This window comes from Dolichospermum sp. FACHB-1250 (assembly GCF_014696335.1).
Taxonomy (GTDB): Bacteria; Cyanobacteriota; Cyanobacteriia; order Cyanobacteriales; family Nostocaceae; genus Dolichospermum; species Dolichospermum planctonicum.
The window spans coordinates 1-20415 of the sequence record NZ_JACJPZ010000067.1; the positions used below are offsets into that span (position 1 = coordinate 1).

The 20415-nt window shown below is 40.0% G+C and carries 21 protein-coding genes, 1 tRNA gene and 2 pseudogenes; 16 read left to right on the top strand and 8 right to left on the bottom strand.

Annotated elements, in window-relative coordinates:
- Positions 1-350: 350 nt before the first annotated feature.
- The 4 genes from H6F39_RS18060 to H6F39_RS18075 all read left to right on the top strand — a co-directional run bounded on the left by H6F39_RS18060 (position 351) and on the right by H6F39_RS18075 (position 2912).
- A complete protein-coding gene (locus tag H6F39_RS18060) occupies positions 351-1001 on the top strand; it encodes a bifunctional 2-polyprenyl-6-hydroxyphenol methylase/3-demethylubiquinol 3-O-methyltransferase UbiG (protein ID WP_137906371.1) in 651 nt (216 codons plus the stop codon).
- 23 nt (positions 1002-1024) lie between these two features.
- Complete coding sequence (locus H6F39_RS18065; RefSeq protein ID WP_190397170.1) at positions 1025-1792, top strand: glycosyltransferase family 2 protein; 768 nt, start codon at positions 1025-1027, stop codon at positions 1790-1792.
- A 42-nt stretch (positions 1793-1834) separates the two neighbouring features.
- Positions 1835-2038: a type II toxin-antitoxin system HicB family antitoxin gene (locus tag H6F39_RS18070; protein ID WP_137906369.1), complete on the top strand. Its 204-nt coding sequence runs from the start codon at positions 1835-1837 to the stop codon at positions 2036-2038.
- A gap of 85 nt (positions 2039-2123) precedes the next feature.
- On the top strand, positions 2124-2912 hold the full coding sequence (locus H6F39_RS18075; protein ID WP_190372600.1) for an FkbM family methyltransferase: 789 nt from the start codon (positions 2124-2126) through the stop codon (positions 2910-2912).
- A gap of 64 nt (positions 2913-2976) precedes the next feature.
- On the opposite strand, the gene H6F39_RS18080 is transcribed toward H6F39_RS18075, so the two are convergent.
- Positions 2977-3546: a Uma2 family endonuclease gene (locus tag H6F39_RS18080; RefSeq protein WP_190397171.1), complete on the bottom strand. Its 570-nt coding sequence runs from the start codon at positions 3544-3546 to the stop codon at positions 2977-2979.
- Positions 3547-3665: 119 nt separating this feature from the next.
- On the opposite strand from H6F39_RS18080, the pseudogene H6F39_RS21235 reads away from it, so the two are divergent.
- From H6F39_RS21235 to H6F39_RS18090, 3 genes and pseudogenes are all read left to right on the top strand, one after another.
- Positions 3666-3782 (top strand): annotated as a pseudogene (locus H6F39_RS21235) (glycosyltransferase family 2 protein); the annotation flags it as partial.
- 70 nt (positions 3783-3852) lie between these two features.
- Positions 3853-4425: a WcaF family extracellular polysaccharide biosynthesis acetyltransferase gene (locus H6F39_RS18085; RefSeq protein WP_190397172.1), complete on the top strand. Its 573-nt coding sequence runs from the start codon at positions 3853-3855 to the stop codon at positions 4423-4425.
- Positions 4426-4604: 179 nt separating this feature from the next.
- Positions 4605-6851, top strand: a complete 2247-nt coding sequence (locus H6F39_RS18090; protein ID WP_190397173.1) for a polysaccharide biosynthesis tyrosine autokinase — start codon at positions 4605-4607, stop codon at positions 6849-6851.
- Between the two features lie 229 nt (positions 6852-7080).
- Here H6F39_RS18090 and H6F39_RS18095 read toward each other — a convergent pair.
- The 4 genes from H6F39_RS18095 to msrA form a co-directional block, all read right to left on the bottom strand.
- Positions 7081-7164: transfer RNA gene (locus H6F39_RS18095), tRNA-Leu, on the bottom strand.
- 75 nt (positions 7165-7239) lie between these two features.
- Complete coding sequence (locus H6F39_RS18100) at positions 7240-8316, bottom strand: alpha-hydroxy acid oxidase (protein ID WP_190397177.1); 1077 nt, start codon at positions 8314-8316, stop codon at positions 7240-7242.
- Positions 8317-8370: 54 nt separating this feature from the next.
- Positions 8371-9246 carry a M48 family metallopeptidase gene (locus tag H6F39_RS18105; RefSeq protein ID WP_190397174.1) on the bottom strand — a complete coding sequence of 292 codons (876 nt, stop codon included), beginning with the start codon at positions 9244-9246 and terminating at the stop codon, positions 8371-8373.
- 170 nt (positions 9247-9416) lie between these two features.
- Positions 9417-10082 (bottom strand): peptide-methionine (S)-S-oxide reductase MsrA, encoded by a 666-nt coding sequence (gene msrA, locus H6F39_RS18110; RefSeq protein ID WP_190372605.1) that lies wholly within the window; start codon positions 10080-10082, stop codon positions 9417-9419.
- A gap of 283 nt (positions 10083-10365) precedes the next feature.
- On the opposite strand from msrA, the gene H6F39_RS18115 reads away from it, so the two are divergent.
- The gene (locus H6F39_RS18115) at positions 10366-11541 is read left to right on the top strand and encodes a class I SAM-dependent methyltransferase (RefSeq protein WP_190397175.1); all 1176 of its coding nucleotides are present in this window, start codon (positions 10366-10368) and stop codon (positions 11539-11541) included.
- On the opposite strand, the gene H6F39_RS18120 is transcribed toward H6F39_RS18115, so the two are convergent.
- Both H6F39_RS18120 and H6F39_RS18125 read right to left on the bottom strand, forming a co-directional pair.
- On the bottom strand, positions 11538-12206 hold the full coding sequence (locus tag H6F39_RS18120) for a hypothetical protein (protein WP_137906359.1): 669 nt from the start codon (positions 12204-12206) through the stop codon (positions 11538-11540). The genes H6F39_RS18115 and H6F39_RS18120 overlap by 4 nt on opposite strands.
- Positions 12203-12712 (bottom strand): type I restriction enzyme HsdR N-terminal domain-containing protein, encoded by a 510-nt coding sequence (locus tag H6F39_RS18125; protein WP_370539407.1) that lies wholly within the window; start codon positions 12710-12712, stop codon positions 12203-12205. Before H6F39_RS18125 ends, H6F39_RS18120 begins: the two co-directional genes overlap by 4 nt.
- A 473-nt stretch (positions 12713-13185) precedes the next feature.
- Here H6F39_RS18125 and H6F39_RS18130 point away from each other — a divergent pair, with 473 nt between their 5' ends.
- The 8 genes from H6F39_RS18130 (at position 13186) to H6F39_RS18165 (ending at position 19496) form a co-directional block, all read left to right on the top strand.
- Entirely contained in the window at positions 13186-13647 is a 462-nt protein-coding gene (locus tag H6F39_RS18130) for an ATP synthase subunit I (RefSeq protein ID WP_137906357.1), read from the top strand.
- Positions 13648-13699: 52 nt separating this feature from the next.
- Entirely contained in the window at positions 13700-14455 is a 756-nt protein-coding gene (gene atpB / locus H6F39_RS18135; RefSeq protein ID WP_028091266.1) for a F0F1 ATP synthase subunit A, read from the top strand.
- Positions 14456-14619: 164 nt separating this feature from the next.
- Positions 14620-14865, top strand: a complete 246-nt coding sequence (gene atpE / locus H6F39_RS18140; protein WP_137906356.1) for an ATP synthase F0 subunit C — start codon at positions 14620-14622, stop codon at positions 14863-14865.
- Between the two features lie 144 nt (positions 14866-15009).
- On the top strand, positions 15010-15501 hold the full coding sequence (locus H6F39_RS18145) for a F0F1 ATP synthase subunit B' (RefSeq protein WP_190397176.1): 492 nt from the start codon (positions 15010-15012) through the stop codon (positions 15499-15501).
- A gap of 140 nt (positions 15502-15641) precedes the next feature.
- A complete protein-coding gene (locus H6F39_RS18150) occupies positions 15642-16205 on the top strand; it encodes a F0F1 ATP synthase subunit B (protein ID WP_137906354.1) in 564 nt (187 codons plus the stop codon).
- The gene (gene atpH, locus H6F39_RS18155; RefSeq protein WP_137906353.1) at positions 16202-16756 is read left to right on the top strand and encodes an ATP synthase F1 subunit delta; all 555 of its coding nucleotides are present in this window, start codon (positions 16202-16204) and stop codon (positions 16754-16756) included. Before H6F39_RS18150 ends, atpH begins: the two co-directional genes overlap by 4 nt.
- Before the next feature lie 108 nt (positions 16757-16864).
- On the top strand, positions 16865-18385 hold the full coding sequence (gene atpA / locus H6F39_RS18160) for a F0F1 ATP synthase subunit alpha (protein WP_028084038.1): 1521 nt from the start codon (positions 16865-16867) through the stop codon (positions 18383-18385).
- A gap of 163 nt (positions 18386-18548) precedes the next feature.
- The gene (locus H6F39_RS18165; RefSeq protein ID WP_137906352.1) at positions 18549-19496 is read left to right on the top strand and encodes a F0F1 ATP synthase subunit gamma; all 948 of its coding nucleotides are present in this window, start codon (positions 18549-18551) and stop codon (positions 19494-19496) included.
- Between the two features lie 323 nt (positions 19497-19819).
- On the opposite strand, the pseudogene H6F39_RS18170 reads toward H6F39_RS18165, so the two are convergent.
- Positions 19820-20302: pseudogene (locus tag H6F39_RS18170) on the bottom strand (DNA cytosine methyltransferase); the annotation flags it as partial.
- Between the last annotated feature and the right edge of the window lie 113 nt (positions 20303-20415).

Consider the following 20415-nt stretch of genomic DNA (forward strand, 5'->3'; position numbering starts at 1 on the left):
TTAGAAAGAAGTCAGAAGTTTCGGGATTCCTTGATGGAGACCGAAGCGATAACGGGCAAGGATAAGCCCCAGACTCTAGAACCTGAAGTCAGGTCAATCAGAGAGCGAATTATCAGCAATTGACACTGTTTGACTTTGGTTTAACTACGTTAGTTGTGTATCTCTACTTGAGTAGACTTGAGCTATTAGACAGGGAATTAATTCCCTGGCGGATTATGGGATAATCAGAAAGATGTGAATAAAAGACAAACATAAGTAATTATAGCAAAAATCCAACAGTCGATCGCCCCTTATTTTTTTATGTAAAATACATTAACCCCCATAACTTACCAAATAACCTCCTAAAACAAATGACTACCATACCCAACCAATACGAATATTCCTATCAAAATAGTCAAGCTGAACATCATCACAATTATTTGCTAAAACCACTTATGGAAATGATGTCAGAAATGCTACCCCCCCCCGATAACAACCAAAAACCTCGGATTTTGGATCTTGGTTGTGGTAATGGTAGCTTGAGCAATTTCCTAGCACAGCAGGGTTATGAAGTTGTTGGTGTTGAAGAATCTGAATCAGGTGTAAAATTAGCTAATCAAAGTTTTCCCAATTGTCGCTTTATTCAAGGTAGTATTTACGATTTACCATACTCCGAACTAGGAAACAACTTTGATATTGTGATTGCTGTTGAGGTAATTGAGCATTTATTTTATCCTAAAGAATTAGTCAGAAACGCTAAAAAATGCCTGAAACCCAATGGTGGGTTAATCCTAACCACACCCTATCATGGTTATCTAAAAAACCTAGTGATGGCTGCTACGGGGAAAATGGACAACCATTTTACCGCTCTTTGGGATGGTGGTCATATCAAATTCTTTTCCGTACCAACTATGACGGCTTTACTTAAATCAGAGAACTATACAAATATCAAGTTTAAGTTTGCGGGTAGATTTCCCTATCTTTGGAAAACTATGTTGTGTTCTAGTACCATAGTTCAATAACAAGAATATATTTGAATATCCTCATGTTAGAACAAATTACACCTCTCGTCCTTACCTATAACGAAGAAAATAACATTAATCGTACTCTGGAAAAACTTAAATGGGCAAGTAAAATCATTGTTATTGACAGTTATAGCACAGATACAACATTAGAAATTTTGTCTGAATATCCTCAAGTAGAAGTATTTCCTAGAAAATTCGATTCCTTTGCTAGTCAGTGCAATTACGGACTATTAAAAATTACATCAGAATGGGTACTATCGCTAGATGCAGATTATATATTAACCGATGATTTAATTCGGGAAATTACATCTTTACCAATAGAGTCAGATATAAATAGCTATAGTGTCAGGTTCAAATACTGTGTTTTTGGTAAACCCTTACGCGGTACTTTGCTTCCACCCCGCAAAGTTCTTTACAAAAGGGAAAAAGCAATTTATCAAGATGATGGACACGCTCATAGAGTTGTGGTACAAGGTAAATCTAGTCAATTATCAGCATACATCCACCACGACGATCGCAAACCATTGAGTCGTTGGTTATGGGCGCAAGATCGTTATATGGTAATTGAAAGTAAAAAACTTTTAGAAACACCAGAGCATGAACTTAGTATAGGCGATCGCCTTCGTAAACGCAAAATCCTCGCACCTTTAATAATTTTCATCTATTGTCTCATCCTCAAAGGTGGTATTCTCGACGGTTGGCATGGATGGTACTATACATTTCAGAGAGTTTTAGCAGAAATATTGCTGGCTATACATATAATAGAAGCAGAGAAAATAGATAATTAATTGGCTCAAATAACCTGCTCTTTATTGCTAGGAGTTAATCTGATGGTAAATACACTGGTTTTTGAAGTTTCCCAAGCAGAAGACGGGGGATTTGTTACTGAATGTCTCACCGAAGACATTTTTACCCAAGGAGATTCTTGGGAAAAACTCAAAGCCAATATTCGAGAAGCTGTTAAAGCTTTTTACTTTCAAGAATTGAACTTTCCAGTTATACACTTACATCTTGTCAAAAATGAAACTTTCTAACAATATTTTTGCTATATCAACTCTTAGATATATTTTGTCGCATCCTAACTGCCAAGACAAAAAAATCCAATCTGTTTTCAAATTTATGGGTTGGCAGTTCTATAAACGTCTAACTAACAAATATATTGATCATCAAGTTATTAACGGAGTCAAAATTCGCTGCTATCCTGATAGTCGTTCAGCTTCAGCAGTCCTATACTGTGGACTTTATGATTATCATGAAATGAATTTTCTGCTGAGATATTTACGTGCCGAAGATTCTTTTCTCGATATTGGTGCTAATATAGGCATATATACACTATTGGCTGCATCTAAAATCACATCTGGCACAATTTATAGTTTTGAGGTACTTCCTAAAAATTATGCTCGGTTGGAGGAAAATTTAAAGATAAATCATTTGCAGCAAGTGAAAACTTACCCATTAGCAGTATCTAACTTCACTGGAAGTACTGCTCTTAACCTTGCTGAAGGTGATTCCATGCCCTTTATTACAGCAGAACCTACTGATAATACAGTGGTAGTTGCCACTGATACGATTGATAATCTGCTCCAGCACGAATCTTTAAATAACCTCACGTTAGCAAAAATTGATATTGAAGGAGCAGAATTATTAGCCTTACAGGGGGCAACTTCTTTATTGCAAAAACAGCTTCCTTGCGTGTGGATTATGGAAATAAATGATTGTGTGAATAACTTTGGTTACCAACAAGACGACTTAATTAATTTCTTACAAGATTATGATTATGGTTTATATGAATATAATGCTGATAGGAACCAAATTATTCCCACCACGCTGAATCAGCAAAAAGGAAATAACTTCCTAGTAATCGCCAACTCTCTGCTTGACTTTGTCCGCGATCGCCTAAGCGCCTAAACAACTAAAATATTCCTTAGTATTATCAATACCTTTGTCAAAATAAGAGGTTCATTAGTGAGTGTCAACCCTGTAAAACCTCAGCAACAGTCAACTTCAAATCAGCAAATATAAGAGAACCAATTACCTGATCTCCCACATATACCTGCTCATCATAAAAACCCTCTACCCATTCCAATACTGTCACCTTTTGGGCAATGGGGTCAACAATCCAATATTCAGCAATTCCCCGTGCAGCATACTCAGAACGCTTGTAACGATAATCCCGATTTTCTTGATTTGGACTCACCACCTCAACCACCAACACAGGTGATGGCATATCCATTAAAATTAGAGAGCGTGTAGCCCCTTCCATAATCTGAGCTAACTCCTCAGAAAACACCACTAGATCAGGAACACGCACCCCAACTTGACGACTATTTACAACCATTTCCGTTTTCATACTCAACCGATAATATGGAATACCTAATTTTAGAAAACAGGCAACTAAAAACATCGCTATTCGACGATTTATCTCACTTTCAAAAGGCATGGATATTAATTCTCCGTTTTCCAATTCATATAAAGCGTCCGTACCATCGTCATAATTAAGAAATTCCTCAAAGGTCATCTTTTTAACCGTTGTAACTGTCATTGCTGTTCCTCCTATTGGCAATTTACGAAGGTAAACTTATAGTGCTTTATGCGGATTTCCCACAATAGGTGTGTACTATTAATGTACTATTAATTAATAATAGCGAAGTGCTACTGCAAGCAAATCGCATCCGTAAAAAGAAAATCCTTGCACTTTTAATAATCTTCATCTATGGTCTCATCCTCAAAGGTGCTATTATGGATTGTTGGCATGGATGGTACTATACATTTCAGTGAGTTTTATCATAACTATTTCTGAGTATACTTATAATAGAAGCAGAAAAAATAATATATTAAGCAATTACTTATGCGCTTAGATAATTACACACTTGGCAGTTATACACCTGGAGCGCCATACAGTCAACAAATTTTATGGTACTTCATTGGCTCACCCCTAGTGGAGAGTTATTGGCTGCCTATATCATCTATCAAAGTTTCCATACTGAGGCTGTTTGGTGCTACCATAGGTAAAGGTGTACGTATAAAAACAGGAGTAAAAATTAAATTTCCCTGGCGCTTGACCATTGGTAATCACGTTTGGATTGGAGAAGATACCTGGATTGATAATCTAGCTAATGTTACCATCGAAAATCATGTTTGTTTGTCCCAAGGAGTTTATCTCTGTACTGGTAATCATAACTGGAATCATCCCAACTTTGAACTAATTCCTGCTCCTATTTATATTCAAGAGGGTAGTTGGATAGCAGCAAAATCAGTCATCGGACCTGGTGTTACTATTGGACGAGGAGCAGTTTTAGCATTGGGTAGTGTCACAGGAAGATCCTTAGAGGCCAATATCGTCTACTCAGGAAATCCGGCTCAACCAATCAAAAAAAGGGCGGAATGGGAAAATTTAGCATCAGACACTAGCAAAAATTAGCGGAATGTGGGTTTTAAGTCATGCTTATTGGGGTTCTGAATTTTCTGAACCGCATATTGATATAATATGACCAATAGATTTTAGTAGTTATTGGTGATCAGCGTTAAAAATTGCTAAACTATGACTGATGAAGGTAGAAAACAGTTACATATCCTTGGTTATTCACCCGCAAAAAAGCTATGCTTGACCAACAAATTACAAACGACAAAAATTACGGGAGTAGTACGGCTCCTGTTTCTACTCCTGTTCCTACATTATTTTCAAATCCCACATTTTCCCAATTTTCAGAAGAGGCTAGTGATTTTAACCTCAAATCCCTTTTTGGTCTTTTACAGCGCCGAGCAATTATCATCATAGGAGTTGCTTCCGTTGCTATGGGTGGTGTTATTTATACAACTTTTAAACAAGTACCAATTTATGAAAGCGGCTTCCAAATATTAGTTGAACCTGTTAATAGTGACTCTGAACTAGGGAAAATCGACGTAGGACTCGCTAATGTCCTTAAACCAACTGGACTAGATTATGAGAGCCAAATTCAAGTTCTCCAAAGTCCAGAACTGCTGCGAGATTTTATTAAAGAAATCCAAAGATCTTATCCTGATATTAATTATTATACCCTTTTGCAAGGATTAACTATTCGTCGCTTGGGACAATCAAAAATAATCCAAGTTAGCTATAAAAGTGATAATAATCGAAAAACTAAACTTATACTAGATCCCCTGGCTGATTATTATTTAAAATATAGTCTCAACAAGCGGCAAACAAAGCTCCGTCAGGGAGTCCAATTTGTGGAGGCAAAACTACCTGAAATTCGAACTAGGCTAGGAGAGTTGCAAAAAGAAATGCAAGTGTTCCGCCAAAGATACAATTTTATTGATCCAGAAAACCAATCTGAAGTAATTTCTGGGCAAATTCAATCTTTGGCACAACAAAGACTAACCATAAATCAACAGTTAACCGCTGCCAGAGCTAATTATGACAGGCTACAGAGACGTGAAGAACAGTTAGCAATTCTCAATACTGCCCCTCTTTATCAAACCCTAATTGGTCAACAACGCCAATTAGACACCCAGCTATCTGGAGAATTAACTCGATTTCAACCGGATAACCCAGTTATCCGCACCTTACAAGAAAAAAGAGCCAACCTTTTACCTATTATTGAAGCAGAAGCCGCACGCACTATTAATATCAGAATATCTGAAGCTACGGATGTAATTAAGAAAATAGAAGTAGACAATCAATACATAGCACAAGTAGAAAGACAAGTGCAATTGAAATTAGACCAGTTGCCAGTTTTGTCTCGGCAATATACTGAAATCCTGCGGAATTTACAAATAGCCAATGAAAGTTTAAATCGCTTTTTAGCGGCTCGTGAACAACTGCAAATAGAAATAGCCCAAACAGAACTACCTTGGGAATTAATCCAAGCAGCTTTTCAGCCTCAATATCCAATTTCTCCAGATATTACCCGCAATTTAACGTTGGGATTTGTGGCTAGTTCTTTATTAGGCATAGGTGCTGCTTTTCTCCGGGAACAGACTGATAATACCTATCACGGTGTTGAAAATGTCCAGGATAAGATAGGACTGCCTTTATTAGGATCTCTTCCCTTTAATAAAAACTTAGTGCGGAATCCATCTTTAAACCTGACAAACATAGGTAAAGACCAAGAACCAGAGGTAGTTGTAGACCCTCTGATCGCCGGTGATGAAATATCTAACACTTCTGCTCGTCGCCGTTCCCGATCCAGCTATTATTATGGTCAAGGATCATTTTGGGAATCTTTACAAGTTTTATATAGTAATATTCAATTGCTTAATTCTGATCGACCAATTAAGTCTTTAGTTGTTTCCTCTGCTGTCCCCGGAGATGGTAAAAGTACGGTGGGATTTAGTCTGGCAAAAACAGCCGCTATTATGGGGAAAAAAGTATTACTTGTAGATTGTGACCTCCGCAAATCCAAGGTTCATAAACTAACACAATTAAATAATATCTGGGGAATAAGTAGTTTAATTTCTTCAGATATAGATGTCAACCAAGTAATTCAAGAAATGCCCGGACTTAATGATTTATCTGTGATTACCGCAGGTCCTCTACCACCTGATCCGGCGCGGTTGCTCTCATCAGATAAAATGGGTCAAATGATGGACTATTTCTCTGAGAATTTTGATTTAGTGATTTATGATTCTCCTCCCTTGTCAGGATTAGTAGATGCTAGACTGGTAGCAGTTCATACTGATGGTGTCATGCTAGTTGTGAGAATTGATAAAACAGATAAATCTGCCTTAAAGCAACTTATTGATACCCTAAAAGCATCTCCCATCAATTTACTAGGAGTAGTAGTTAACGGCGAGAAATTCCGAAGATTCGGATATAACTATAATTACAGATACAGTTCATATTACTATACTAAGAGTAAGAGGTAAATTACCGTCAATCGGTTGGCTAGGATGAGCGGAGTCTTTACCATTTACGGCAATTCATGATTGTGTGATTTCAAGAATTGCTGATAGGTGGTTTATCACCATAAATACAAGACTGAAAAAGCTCTTGTAGCGGCAGATAGATCAACTGTTAGCGTTGATATTAGCATCGGTAACTGTTAATCAACAATACAAGACCAATAACTAACAAAGCTTACTTATTGACAAGACATGGGCAGGAGGAGAATCGAACTCCTATGACCTCACGGTCGCCGCATTTTGAGTGCGGTGCGTCTACCAATTCCGCCACCCGCCCTTGGGTGTAACTTTCTTATTATAACCTATTTTTTGATTTTGGCAATAGGTATTGAGATTTTTTTTGAGAAATTTTTTAGTCAGCAATTGATGAATCAATATCCTCCAATCTGGGACATCCACTGAGTGCCATTGCTACCTTTAACTCATCCTCTAGTAGGGAGATGATATGAGATACACCAGTTTTTCCAGCCACTGCTAATCCCCATAACACAGGCCGGCCAATGAGTACAGCCTTTGCTCCCAGTGCTAAGGCTTTAAGTATGTCTGTGCCTCGACGAATCCCCCCATCTAACAAAATCTCTGCCCGTCCGTTTACTGCCGCTACAATTGGGGTTAGAGCATCCAGAGAAGCGATCGCTCCGTCTAATTGTCTACCGCCATGATTAGAAACAACAATTGCTTGAGCGCCATATTCCACAGCCCGAACCGCATCATTAGATCGTAAAATTCCTTTAACGACCACAGGTAGGGGGCTAATAGATTGTAACCATTGCAAGTCTTTCCAAGTGACTGCGGGGTTAATTTGCTCGCTAAAATAAGTCAATAAACCAGATTCTCCTTGTTCCTGGGGAATCTTTAAACCGGAGATATTGGTGAAATTACCAAGCTGTAAACCAGCAGGTAGGGTAAACTGATTAAGTTGGTCTCGTTCTCGTTTTCCCAACACGGGAGCATCTACGGTGAGACAAATCGCTTTGTAGCCCGCTCTATAGGCTCTTTCCACCAAAGCCCTAGTTAAACCCTGATCTTTGTGGATATAAAGTTGAAACCATTGTAAACCATTAGCGACAGTAGCTACTTCTTCTAAACTCTTATTAGCTAATGTACTCAACACCATACCTACACCAGTAATTTCCGCAGCTAAAGCTGTAGCATTTTCACCCTCTGGATGCGCCAGACACTGAAATGCCATGGGCGCGATTAACAGAGGTAATCGCAAATATGCCCCTAAAATCTTGGTAGTTAAGTTAACTTCACTAACATCTACTAGCATTCTTGGATGAAGTTTAACTCTTGCAAACGCGGCGCGATTATCTTGCAGCGTAATTTCATCCCATGCACCACTACTATAATAATCAAAAGCCATCTGGGAAAGATGCTCTTTTGCCAGTTGTTCGTATGCGAATAAATTAATCGGTGATAGATTCATGTTGCGTAAAGGTAATTTATCTAGCAAGATCAGTTTCAAAACCTAAGATATAACCTACCAATTACGCCAACCTCCTGGGGATGCAGTTTCGTCTCGATGATTAATACTGTGACTTTCCACTAATTTTTGGTACTCTAGACTACTCGCCCACCGATCAATTTCTCGCGCCCGCAATACGGGGACAGGGTGGCTTAATTGGGCTGTGCGGGCAGATTTCACCATTTCCCCCAATTCCGTTTTACTAATGTCATCATAGGCACGAGCTTGGTCAATAAAAGCATCTAAATTCAATTGAGGTGCTAAACTGGGAGAACCACCGGCTAACTTCATTAATACTGACATGACTATTTTAGGGTCTTGGGTGGCTAACAAAGCGGCACGATCACAGGTAAACTCAGCACAACGTATCCATTCTAATAATTGTGACTGCATAGCTTGTGCTAACACAGTGCCAATATTTGGCACAAATGCAGCCGCTAAAATGAGTAAATTCACGGGCGTTAAATACAGGCTGTGATCGCATTTGAGATGACCTAATTCATGGGCAATTACAGCCTGTATTTCTGCTGGTGTCAATATCTCAATTAAGGATGTGTGGATAACCACAAAAGGCTGTTTACCCCGCATAGCAAAGGTATAAGCATTAGGGGCTGGATGTTGACGCACATATAATTGAGGCGGCTCAATGTCAAGAATTTGACAAGCTTCTAATAATAATTTGTGTAATTCTGGAAGTTGTTTTTCTCCTACTAAAATACTAGAAGCGATATTTTCTACATAAAAAACCTGTTCAGCCATTGGACTGAGCCAATTTCTCACCATCATATCTAAACCAGGGATTTGCTTGAGGGTTTTAGTAGCTTCCAAGTCTAGAGGATGACGGAACGAGTCAGCTTTTAAACCAATTAGTGAGCTTTTAAATAAGTCCATAGTTTAATAAAAAAATAAAAAAGGAAATGTAGGTTGGTTGTAGGTTGGGTTGAGCGACAGCAAAACCCAACATTGTCAACGATTTTGCTAGGTTTACTTGAGTCAAACCAACCTACGATATAACGACTTTTTAGCCTTAACCGAGGAGTATTATGTTGATTTTCGTGCTTTTAACTTACCTGCGCTTCCGCAAGACCTACGGGACAAGCTACATTAGTACCACCTAAACCACAATAACCACCGGGATTTTTGGCTAAATATTGCTGATGGTATTCTTCAGCATAGTAAAATTCAGGTGCATCTAATATCTCTGTGGTAATTGTACCATAACCTGCATCCTTGAGAGCTAATTGATAAACATTTCGTGATGTTTCTGCTAGTTGTTTTTGATTTTCAGAATAGACGTAAATTCCCGAACGGTATTGAGTACCAGTGTCGTTACCTTGACGCATTCCTTGGGTGGGGTTGTGGCTTTCCCAGAAGACTTTCAAGAGTTGGGAATAAGTAATTATTTTCGGTTCAAATACAACTAACACCACTTCATTATGACCCGTCATACCGCTACATACTTCTTGGTAAGTGGGGTTGGGTGTGTAACCAGCAGCATAACCTACTGCCGTAGTGTAAACTCCTGATAATTGCCAAAATTTGCGTTCTGCACCCCAAAAACAGCCTAAACCAAACATAGCAGTTTCTAATCCCTGGGGAAAAGGTGCTTTGAGGGGATTTTTGTTCACATAATGAAGTGCTGGTACTCGCATTACTTCGTCCCGTCCTGGCAGTGCTTGCTCGGATGTTGGCATAGCTGATTTTTTTCCAAATCCAAATATTCCCATTGTTTTTAATTTGTATTAATGATTGCGATGCTTCTTGATTATAAAACTAAATACTTTGGGAGTTTCAAAACACCTCTTAGTTAGAGTGTGATCATCAATGATGTTTTTTGTCAATACTTTAGGACTTACTCACAAGTTACAGGATAAATAAAACATCCCAGGCACAGATATCAAAAATGGGGGTTTAGGGAGGTATATTTGGCGTAAATCCTCACCACAAATAATACATTTGCCCAAAATCCCCCTATCCGTTAAAATCAGAAATGCTGCGTTACCCGTAATTATGTCCAACTCCCAAGTCAGTGCTGCTGTTGCGAAACTCTATGATACCTACCCTTTCCCTCCAGAACCCATTCTAGATCAACCACCACCAGGTTATAATTGGCGCTGGAATTGGTTAGCTGCTTACAATTTTTGTACCGGGAGAAAACCCGAAAATCAACATATCCGTATTTTAGATGCTGGTTGTGGTTCAGGGGTAGGAACAGAATATTTAGTACATCTTAACCCCCATGCACAGGTAGTAGGCATAGATTTAAGTGCGGGAACTTTAGAAGTAGCAAAAAAACGCTGTCAAAGCTCCGGTGCTGACCGTGTAGAATTTCATCATCTGAGTATCTATGATGTTGAACAGATACCAGGACAATTTGATCTAATTAATTGCGTTGGTGTGCTTCATCATTTACCCGATCCTATTCCTGGTATTCAAGCATTAGCGAAAAAACTTGCCCCAGGTGGATTAATGCACATCTTTGTCTATGGAGAAATAGGAAGATGGGAAATACAACTAATGCAACAAGCGATCGCACTTCTCCAAGGTAAAAAACGTGGTGACTATCAAGATGGTGTTCACATTGGTAGAAAAATCTTTGCTTCTTTACCAGAAAATAACCGTATTGTCAAGCGCGAACAAGAAAGATGGTCATTAGAAAATCAGCGGGATGAATGTTTTGCTGATATGTACGTACATCCCCAGGAAACTGATTACAATATTGATACATTATTTACATTAATAGACGCTTCTGGCTTAGACTTTGTAGGCTTCTCAAATCCTAGTTTTTGGCAATTGGAAAATTTGTTAGAAAAAGCACCGGAGTTAATTGAGCGAGCAGCAGAACTCACCGAACGTCAACGGTACAGATTAGTAGAATTATTGAATCCAGAAGTAGCACATTATGAATTTTTTCTCAGTCGTCCTCCCTTACCCAAAACCGATTGGTCAGCAGATAACTTATTAGCAGCTATTCCCGAACTTAACCCCTGTATAGATGGTTTTCCCAGTCAATGTATATTTAACTATGATTATCAAATTGTTAACTTATCACCAGCAGAATTAGAATTTATGCAAAACTGTGATAGTATATCTACCGTAGCCGAGATTTTAACCAAAGTCCAGTTTGGGTTAGATGGAGTGAGAAATCTTTGGAAACAACATCTTATTTTACTGACACCCGGTTAAGTAGAAGAAAACCAAATTTGGGGAAGTTCATCTACATCTTCCACCAAAAAATCTCGATACACCCAGATTCGAGAAGCTTTGTAGAGATCACTAAGAATAGGTTTTAATACACCATTTTTATCCCAAGGTTGAAGATCAGAATCTAGTTCACAGAAGCCGACCCATGAATATCCTTGTTGTTGCAAATCCTCAGCCCTGACAAGGATTGCAGCCAGTACAGCCATATCATAAGGTTTTAGGGAAGTATCCATTGCACCAATAGAAACTTGCCTTTCCAGCATAGACTCTGAAAGTGGAAAAACATTCAAATTTGGATGTTTAGCTAATGAAATCAATCTTTCTGGAACTTTGGTTAGTTCATTAGCAACTAATCCATCAAACTGATTAAATACTCGAAACGCTGCATTGGCATCTTCTGTAGTCAGTTTCCCTGCTGTTTTAGCCCATTTGACAAATTTACGTAAATCTTCAGAACGAGAGCGTGGAGTGAATCGTCGGGGTATAGTTTCACGCGCTTCTGTTAGGCAGATAGCAGGTAGATATAACTCAAACTCTCCAGCTTCCGCTAGTGAAAGCAATTGAGATGCTTGTTGACTCTGTAAATGTGCAGGTGCAACAATATCTACCACCCAGTTTGTTTCGACAAAAACCGCTTGAGGCTTCATTTTACAAATTTACTCCACGCCCTAGGTCCACCAGCCCTGATTTCACCAAGTCGCAGAAGATTGATTATCCGGCCACCAAACAAATTTCTCAAATCATCTGGTAAACTGTCTGTACTGGTTTGAAGTTTCAATTTCTCTAGCCATCGCTGAACTTGTGATTCAAACTCAAGGTAAGGGTTTCCCTGCCATTGCTCATCTGCTGGTGGTAATAAGTAATTTGGAAGCTTTGCTTCACCAACTACGCGAATTGATGAACCATGAGAGTCATCAAAAGAATCCTGGAGGACAATAACACGCTCTCCTGCCACAAGTAAGCCAATGGAGCAACCAAATTCAATCATTAAGCGTTCAAGCTGATTCATACCATATTGACGTTGCTTGCTAACATCATTGGATTTTACTTCAACAATAATCAAATATTCTCCATCTGGACTGGTGACAATAATATCTGGATGTGATATTTTTTCCATAGAAATGTCGAATTTTAATTCATGAAAAGCTGTGATGGTAAATCTACCGTAGCAGAGATTTTAACCAAAGTCCAGTTTGGGTTAGATGGAGTCAGAAATCTTTGCAAACAACATCTCATTTTACTGACACCCGGTTAAGTATAATGGCGTAATTTAATTGCTAATTTAGCGATCGCTCTTTAAGAAATTATTGAGAGTGATCGGCTAAAATCATTTATTGCTATTTATGTCTATTGAGGAGACACTAGGAAAACCCTCCATAGTTCTGCCACATTGGCGGATATTTTAACCTAAGTCGAGCTAGACTTAAACCGAGTCAGACACCTTTGCCAACAACAACTACTCTTACTGATCCCCGCCGCATAAAAAATAAGTAAGAAATGATGCTGTCACCACTGACCAAAAATAAGTTAATTGTTTTTTTCTAAAGTATTGTTACCGCGACGTGATATGATTTGGCTGACTGGATGTGCGGTCATCATATTTAAACTGTACTAGTTTCAAATGCCGTGAGCTTGTCAGACGAACCAATTACGCCCAATCAGACAGCACAACAAGATGAGAAATCTGGTTTTGAGGACACAAAACCAGTCTACGCCTCCATGGAGGAGTTTTATCAACTCTATCGAGAGTTGATATTGATCACACTTGTTTTAACAGGGATAATCTTTATCTCCGTCTGGATTGCTTATTCACCAAACATTGCTCTAAATTATTTATTAGGGGCGTGTGCAGGTGTGCTTTACTTGAGGATGTTGGCGAAAGATGTTGAAAGGTTAGGAAGGGAAAAACAAGAACTGAGCAAAACTCGGTTAGCCTTGTTAGTAGTGCTGATTCTCCTGGCATCACGGTTGAATCAACTGCATATACTACCCATATTCTTGGGATTTCTGACCTACAAAGCCACACTCATCATCTATGTAGTTAGGTTAGCGCTAATCTCTGACTCATCCACGCTCCGGCAACCTTAAAACGCTCCTCTTCTCCAGGTAAAATTGGAGAAACGATTGAATTGGAAAGAAAATGCTGAATTTTCTGAATGTCTACTCCCTTCCGCTTGCTGAATTGGAAGTGGGTAAGCACCTGTACTGGCAAATAGGCAACTTGAAGCTACATGGTCAGGTGTTTCTCACATCTTGGTTTGTTATTGGCGTACTCGTCCTAGCTTCCGTCTTGGCCAGTAGTAACGTCAAAAGGATTCCTAGTGGCTTACAAAACTTGATGGAGTACGCCCTAGAATTTATTCGAGATTTGGCCAAAAACCAGATTGGCGAGAAAGAATATCGCCCCTGGGTGCCGTTCGTAGGCACTTTGTTTTTGTTCATTTTTGTGTCAAATTGGTCAGGGGCACTAGTTCCTTTTAAGTTAATTCATCTGCCAGAGGGCGAACTGACAGCACCCACAAGCGACATTAACACAACTGTTGCCTTAGCGTTGTTGACATCGTTAGCGTATTTTTATGCAGGATTCAGCAAAAAGGGTTTAGGTTATTTCGGTAACTATGTGCAACCAGTTTCCTTCATGTTGCCATTCAAGATTATTGAAGATTTCACAAAACCCCTGTCCCTAAGCTTCCGTTTATTCGGTAACATCTTAGCTGATGAACTAGTCGTGGGAGTGCTGGTACTATTAGTACCCTTGTTCGTGCCTCTGCCAGTAATGGCTTTGGGACTATTTACCAGCGCCATTCAAGCACTAATTTTTGCCACCCTCGCAGCAGCCTATATCGGCGAAGCGATGGAAGATCATCATGGCGAAGAGCATGAGGGAGAACACTAAACCCCCTCAGATGAAAACAGTCAGCCATTAGCGGCAACAGGAAACAGGTGACGGTTAACAGGTGACAGAAATTAATCATCTAAAAACTGACAACTGACAACTGACCACTTACCACTGACAAATACAACACCCAACCGTATCTCTAAAAGTAAGGAAAGAATATCATGGATTCATTAGTTGCTGCTGCTTCCGTTATCGCCGCTGCTCTAGCTGTAGGTTTAGCTGCAATCGGCCCCGGTATTGGTCAAGGTAATGCAGCAGGACAAGCTGTAGAAGGTATTGCTCGTCAACCAGAAGCTGAAGGCAAAATTCGCGGTACATTGCTATTAAGTTTGGCGTTCATGGAAGCTTTAACCATCTACGGTCTAGTAGTTGCTCTAGTGCTACTGTTTGCTAACCCCTTCGCATAATCACAACTGAGTTCTGACTGCGGGCGTGAGCAATCATGTCTGAACAGAAAGTTATGAATTTATACTCATAACTGATGAAATGACTAGTCCACGTAAGCTATCAGAACTCAGCATTAACATTAATGTAGATAGGAATAAGCAATCATGACACACTGGATCACCTTATTGGCCGTGGAAGAAGTTGCCAAGGAAGGGGGACTGTTTGATCTAGATGCTACTCTGCCCTTAATGGCAATCCAGTTTCTAGTATTAGCCCTGATATTGAACGCAACTCTTTACAAGCCCTTGGGTAATGCGATTGATGGCCGGAATGAATATATCCGTACCAATAATTTAGAAGCCCAAGAACGCTTATCAAAAGCCCAAGCATTAGCCCAGCAATACGAACAAGAGCTTGCTCACAGCAGAAGACAAGCTCAAGCAATTGTTGCTCAAGCCCAAGCCGAAGCCCAAAAAATCGCTGCTCAAAACATCGCCGCAGCGCAACAAGAAGCCCAGGTACAGCGAGAAAAAGCAGCCAGTGAAATTGAGCAGCAAAAACAACAGGCTCTAGCTGCCTTGGAAACACAAGTAGATGCTCTCAGTCGCCAAATCCTAGAGAAGCTGTTAGGTGCTGATTTAGTAAGTCAACGCTAACTTGTGAAAACGGTCATTGGTCATGGGTGATTAGTAGTCATTAGTTATTGGTATTGAAAACAACTAACAAATGACGACTGACAACGGACGACTGACAAAAAATTTGGAAAATTGGCAGCGCAGTTAGTGGATAAAGAATCATGGGGACTTTTTTACTGTTGATGACGGAAGCCAGCGCCGTCGGAGGTGAATTGGCACTAAGCAAGGGAGAAAGTGGGTTTAGTCTAAATACCAATATTTTAGATACTAACCTGATTAACCTGGCTATTATTATTACTGTGTTGGTTGTATTTGGCAGCAAGGTTTTGGGTAGTACCTTAAAATCTCGCCGAGAAAATATTGAATCAGCAATTAAGAGTGCAGAGCAGAAGGTAGCAGAAACCGCAGCCAAATTGAAAGAGGCACAGCAAAAGCTGGAACTTGCTCAAGGAGAAGCTCAAAGAATCAAACAAACAGCCGAATTAAACGCCCAGACGGCTAAAGATGCAATTTTAGCCCAATCCGCTGTAGATATTCAACGGATGCAAGAAGCAGGAGCGGCTGATTTGAATTCTGAACTAGAAAGAGTGATAACTCAACTAAGACAAAAAGTAGTCTTACAAGCACTACAAAAAGTTGAAGGACAACTCAAAGCTGGTATTAGCGACGATGCTCAACAGGCTTTAATTGCTCGTAGCATCGCACAACTGGGAGGCGAGATATGAAAAGTAATGCAGCAGCAGCTGAAATATCCCAGCCTTATGCACAGGCACTATTGTCCATTGCTCAGTCTCAAAACTCAACAGAAGAAATTGGGACAGATGCCAGAACTTTTCTGGGTTTATTAACAGGTAGCCAAGAACTGAATAACTTTTTGGCTAATCCCTTTGTGAAACCAGAGAACAAAAAAAATCTGCTCAAACAATTACTTGGGGAAGGTGTAAGCCCATACCTGCGTAATTTTTTACTGCTGTTAGTTGACAGAAGACGCATTGCCTTCAGTGAACCAATTTTACAGCAGTATCTAGTGCTATTACGCCAGTTAAATCAAACTGTATTGGCGGAAATTACTTCTGCTGTTCCTCTGACAGAAAGCCAACAGCAAGCAATTACAGAAAAGGTAATTACGCTTACCAAAGCTGCAAAAGTAGAATTAGCTACCAAAATAGACAGTGACTTAATTGGTGGTGTAATTATCAAAGTTGGTTCTCAAGTGATTGACGCTAGTTTGCGTGGTCAACTACGTCGTCTCTCTTTGCGTTTAAGCAGTAACTAAATGGGTAATAGGTAATAGGTAATGGGTAATGGGTAAAATTTTCCCCCATCACCAATCACCAATCACCAATTATCATTAACTTCTTTGTGAAACTAATTAGCACGACAAATGAGCATTTCCATTAGACCAGACGAAATCAGCAGCATTATCCAACAACAAATCGAGCAATACGACCAAGAGGTTAAAGTTGCTAACGTTGGTACAGTGTTACAAGTTGGTGACGGGATTGCCCGGATTTATGGCTTAGAAAAAGCTATGGCTGGGGAACTCCTAGAATTTGAAGATGGCACCATTGGTATCGCCCAAAACTTAGAAGAAGATAACGTCGGTGCGGTATTGATGGGTCAAGGTCGGGACATTCAAGAAGGTAGCTCCGTCACCGCTACCGGTAAAATCGCCCAAGTAGCTGTGGGTGAAGCTTTAATTGGTCGGGTTGTAGATGCTTTAGGTCGTCCCATTGATGGTAAAGGTGATCTCAAAACCACCGAAAGTCGGTTAATTGAATCCCCCGCCCCTGGTATTATCGCTCGTCGCTCCGTCCATGAACCGATGCAAACAGGGATCACCGCTATTGATTCCATGATTCCCGTCGGCCGTGGTCAACGGGAATTAATCATTGGTGACCGACAAACCGGGAAAACAGCGATCGCTATTGATACCATCATTAACCAAAAGGGTGAAGATGTTGTTTGCGTTTACGTAGCTGTCGGTCAAAAAGCTTCCACCGTTGCTAACGTAGTCCAAACCTTACAAGAAAAAGGCGCTATGGACTACACCGTAGTTGTAGCTGCTAACGCCAGTGACCCAGCTACTTTACAATACTTAGCTCCCTACACCGGTGCTAGTATCGCTGAGTATTTCATGTACAAAGGCAAAGCAACCTTAATTATTTACGATGACCTTTCTAAGCAAGCACAGGCTTACCGTCAAATGTCCTTGCTGTTGCGTCGTCCACCCGGTCGGGAAGCATATCCTGGAGATGTATTCTACATCCACTCCCGCTTATTAGAACGCGCTGCTAAATTGAGCGACGAATTGGGTAAAGGTAGTATGACTGCTTTACCAATTATCGAAACCCAAGCTGGTGACGTATCCGCATATATTCCTACCAACGTAATTTCTATTACTGACGGTCAGATTTTCTTGTCTTCTGACTTGTTTAACTCTGGTATCCGTCCCGCTGTTAACCCCGGTATCTCTGTATCCCGCGTAGGTTCTGCGGCTCAAACCAAAGCCATGAAAAAAGTTGCTGGGAAAATTAAACTGGAATTGGCTCAGTTTGATGACTTACAAGCTTTCGCTCAATTCGCTTCTGATTTAGATAAAGCTACTCAAGATCAGTTGGCTCGTGGTGCGCGTTTACGGGAATTGTTAAAACAGCCTCAAAACGACCCTCTTTCCGTCGCTGAACAAGTAGCAGTTCTTTACGCTGGTATTAATGGTTATTTAGATGACATTGCAGTTAATCAAGTAACTACCTTTGTTAGAGGTTTACGTGATTACCTGAAGAATGTTAATACCGCTTATTACCAAGGCGTACAAGGAACAAAAGTTCTCGGTGATGCAGAAGAAACTGCTTTGAAAGCAGCGCTAACCGAGTTCAAAAAGACCTTCCAAGCAGCAGCGTAAAAATTTTGGATTTTGGATTTTGGATTTTGGATTAAATAGACTCGTCCCGAAATTAAATATCAGCCCATAGAATACAGGGATTTGATGTTTTTTGCAGATGAGTCTCATCTAAAATCCGAAATTCCGAATCTAAAATCTAAAATCTAAAATCTAAAATCGGATTATGGCTAATCTCAAATCAATACGTGATCGCATTCAGTCGGTCAAAAACACCAAGAAAATCACGGAAGCTATGCGGCTTGTTGCAGCGGCCAGGGTTCGTCGCGCTCAAGAACAGGTAATTGCTACCCGTCCCTTTGCTGACCGTTTAGCACAAGTATTATTTGGCTTACAAACCAGACTGCGTTTTGAAGATGTGGACTTACCCCTACTGAAAAAACGCGAAGTTAAATCAGTCGGCTTGTTAGTAATTACGGGCGATCGCGGTTTATGTGGTGGTTACAACAGTAACGTCATCCGTCGCGCTGAGAACCGTGCCAAAGAACTTCAAGCTGAAGGTATAGACTATACTTATGTATTAGTCGGACGTAAGGCTACCCAATACTTTCAACGCCGGAATCAGCCTATTGATGCTACCTACAGCGGTTTAGAACAAATTCCTACCGCCGCCGAAGCGACCAATATCGCTGATGAACTGCTTTCTCTATTCCTTTCTGAAAAAGTAGACCGGATTGAGCTAGTTTATACAAAATTTGTCTCCTTGGTTAGTTCTCGTCCTGTAGTCCAAACCCTTCTCCCTTTGGATACCCAGGGTTTAGAAGCAGCGGATGATGAAATTTTCCGTTTAACTACCCGTGGTGGTCAATTCCAAGTAGAACGGGAAAAGGTAACTAGTACAGTTGCACCCTTACCCCGCGATATGATTTTTGAACAAGATCCAGTGCAAATCCTGGATTCTTTGTTGCCGTTATATCTGAGCAATCAGTTATTACGGGCATTACAAGAATCAGCGGCTAGTGAACTAGCAGCACGGATGACAGCGATGAGTAACGCTAGTGATAACGCGGGTGAGTTGATTAAAACTCTATCTTTGTCTTACAACAAAGCTCGTCAAGCCGCAATTACCCAGGAACTACTGGAAGTTGTCGGTGGTGCAGAAGCGTTGACTTAATTTGGTAATTGGTGATTGGTAATTGGTATAGGGATTCTCCATTCAGTGAGATACAAGAACCCCACCCTCAACCCCCTCCCCGCTTGCGAGGAGGGGATTATGATGTATGTCATGTAATTATAGCTGTAGCCAGGTTAATTAGGACACTGCTTCCACCACACAAATTTGGCTTGTTGTTTCTCATGCGCGCGATCGCACCTCCAAACCCCAAAACTTTGGAATATGATTTGTATGGATTATGATCTAGTTGAAAATCATATACGAGATATGTTACAGAAAATTGATAAATCTTTTGCTGAATTGGCTACAAAATAGACACTTTTCTATAAATAAAAAAGTGATAATTGTTCAGCTATCTCTTTACCCTTCGATTTGTTTCCATGAATTAAGTTAAAGAGATAACTACCAATTTCCTTCGCAAGTAATACAGGAACTGCATTACCAATTTGTTTATATTTAGAACTTACAGAACCATAAAAAATCCAATCATCTGGAAATGTTTGAATCCTTGCAGACTCCCGCACAGTTAAACAACGTAATTCTACAGGATGGCACATATCTGTAGCTTTTTGATGGGGACTTGTAGTAATTGTTGGTGAAGGTTTATCCCAGAATAGTCTTCTATAAAAACCAACTTTTCCACCTCCAGAATTGTAAGCACCTCCCATTGCTTCTTTTTTTAACTCTTCTGGTAAATATCTCCAGTTTTGTCCAGCTTTTAATAATTTCAAATACTTTAAACGATTTTCTGAATAAGACATATATTCTGGTTCTGCATCAACTAACCCAGTGAGAGCGTCTTTTAACCCACATTCCGCACCCCAAACTGTCACAGAGGTAAATTACGTAGAGAAAAAATTAAAGAGAGCATCAAAACAAACATATAAAGTGAAAAAAGGCATTTGAGAAACAGTAAATC

Coding starts and splice junctions, on each gene's coding strand:
- H6F39_RS18060 (WP_137906371.1), top strand. CDS start 351: ATGACTACCATACCCAACCAATACGAATATTCCTATCAAAATAGTCAA.
- H6F39_RS18065 (WP_190397170.1), top strand. CDS start 1,025: ATGTTAGAACAAATTACACCTCTCGTCCTTACCTATAACGAAGAAAAT.
- H6F39_RS18070 (WP_137906369.1), top strand. CDS start 1,835: ATGGTAAATACACTGGTTTTTGAAGTTTCCCAAGCAGAAGACGGGGGA.
- H6F39_RS18075 (WP_190372600.1), top strand. CDS start 2,124: ATGGGTTGGCAGTTCTATAAACGTCTAACTAACAAATATATTGATCAT.
- H6F39_RS18080 (WP_190397171.1), bottom strand. CDS start 3,546: ATGACAGTTACAACGGTTAAAAAGATGACCTTTGAGGAATTTCTTAAT.
- H6F39_RS18085 (WP_190397172.1), top strand. CDS start 3,853: ATGCGCTTAGATAATTACACACTTGGCAGTTATACACCTGGAGCGCCA.
- H6F39_RS18090 (WP_190397173.1), top strand. CDS start 4,605: ATGCTTGACCAACAAATTACAAACGACAAAAATTACGGGAGTAGTACG.
- H6F39_RS18100 (WP_190397177.1), bottom strand. CDS start 8,316: ATGAATCTATCACCGATTAATTTATTCGCATACGAACAACTGGCAAAA.
- H6F39_RS18105 (WP_190397174.1), bottom strand. CDS start 9,246: ATGGACTTATTTAAAAGCTCACTAATTGGTTTAAAAGCTGACTCGTTC.
- msrA (WP_190372605.1), bottom strand. CDS start 10,082: ATGGGAATATTTGGATTTGGAAAAAAATCAGCTATGCCAACATCCGAG.
- H6F39_RS18115 (WP_190397175.1), top strand. CDS start 10,366: ATGTCCAACTCCCAAGTCAGTGCTGCTGTTGCGAAACTCTATGATACC.
- H6F39_RS18120 (WP_137906359.1), bottom strand. CDS start 12,206: ATGAAGCCTCAAGCGGTTTTTGTCGAAACAAACTGGGTGGTAGATATT.
- atpB (WP_028091266.1), top strand. CDS start 13,700: ATGCTGAATTTTCTGAATGTCTACTCCCTTCCGCTTGCTGAATTGGAA.
- atpE (WP_137906356.1), top strand. CDS start 14,620: ATGGATTCATTAGTTGCTGCTGCTTCCGTTATCGCCGCTGCTCTAGCT.
- H6F39_RS18145 (WP_190397176.1), top strand. CDS start 15,010: ATGACACACTGGATCACCTTATTGGCCGTGGAAGAAGTTGCCAAGGAA.
- H6F39_RS18150 (WP_137906354.1), top strand. CDS start 15,642: ATGGGGACTTTTTTACTGTTGATGACGGAAGCCAGCGCCGTCGGAGGT.
- atpH (WP_137906353.1), top strand. CDS start 16,202: ATGAAAAGTAATGCAGCAGCAGCTGAAATATCCCAGCCTTATGCACAG.
- atpA (WP_028084038.1), top strand. CDS start 16,865: ATGAGCATTTCCATTAGACCAGACGAAATCAGCAGCATTATCCAACAA.
- H6F39_RS18165 (WP_137906352.1), top strand. CDS start 18,549: ATGGCTAATCTCAAATCAATACGTGATCGCATTCAGTCGGTCAAAAAC.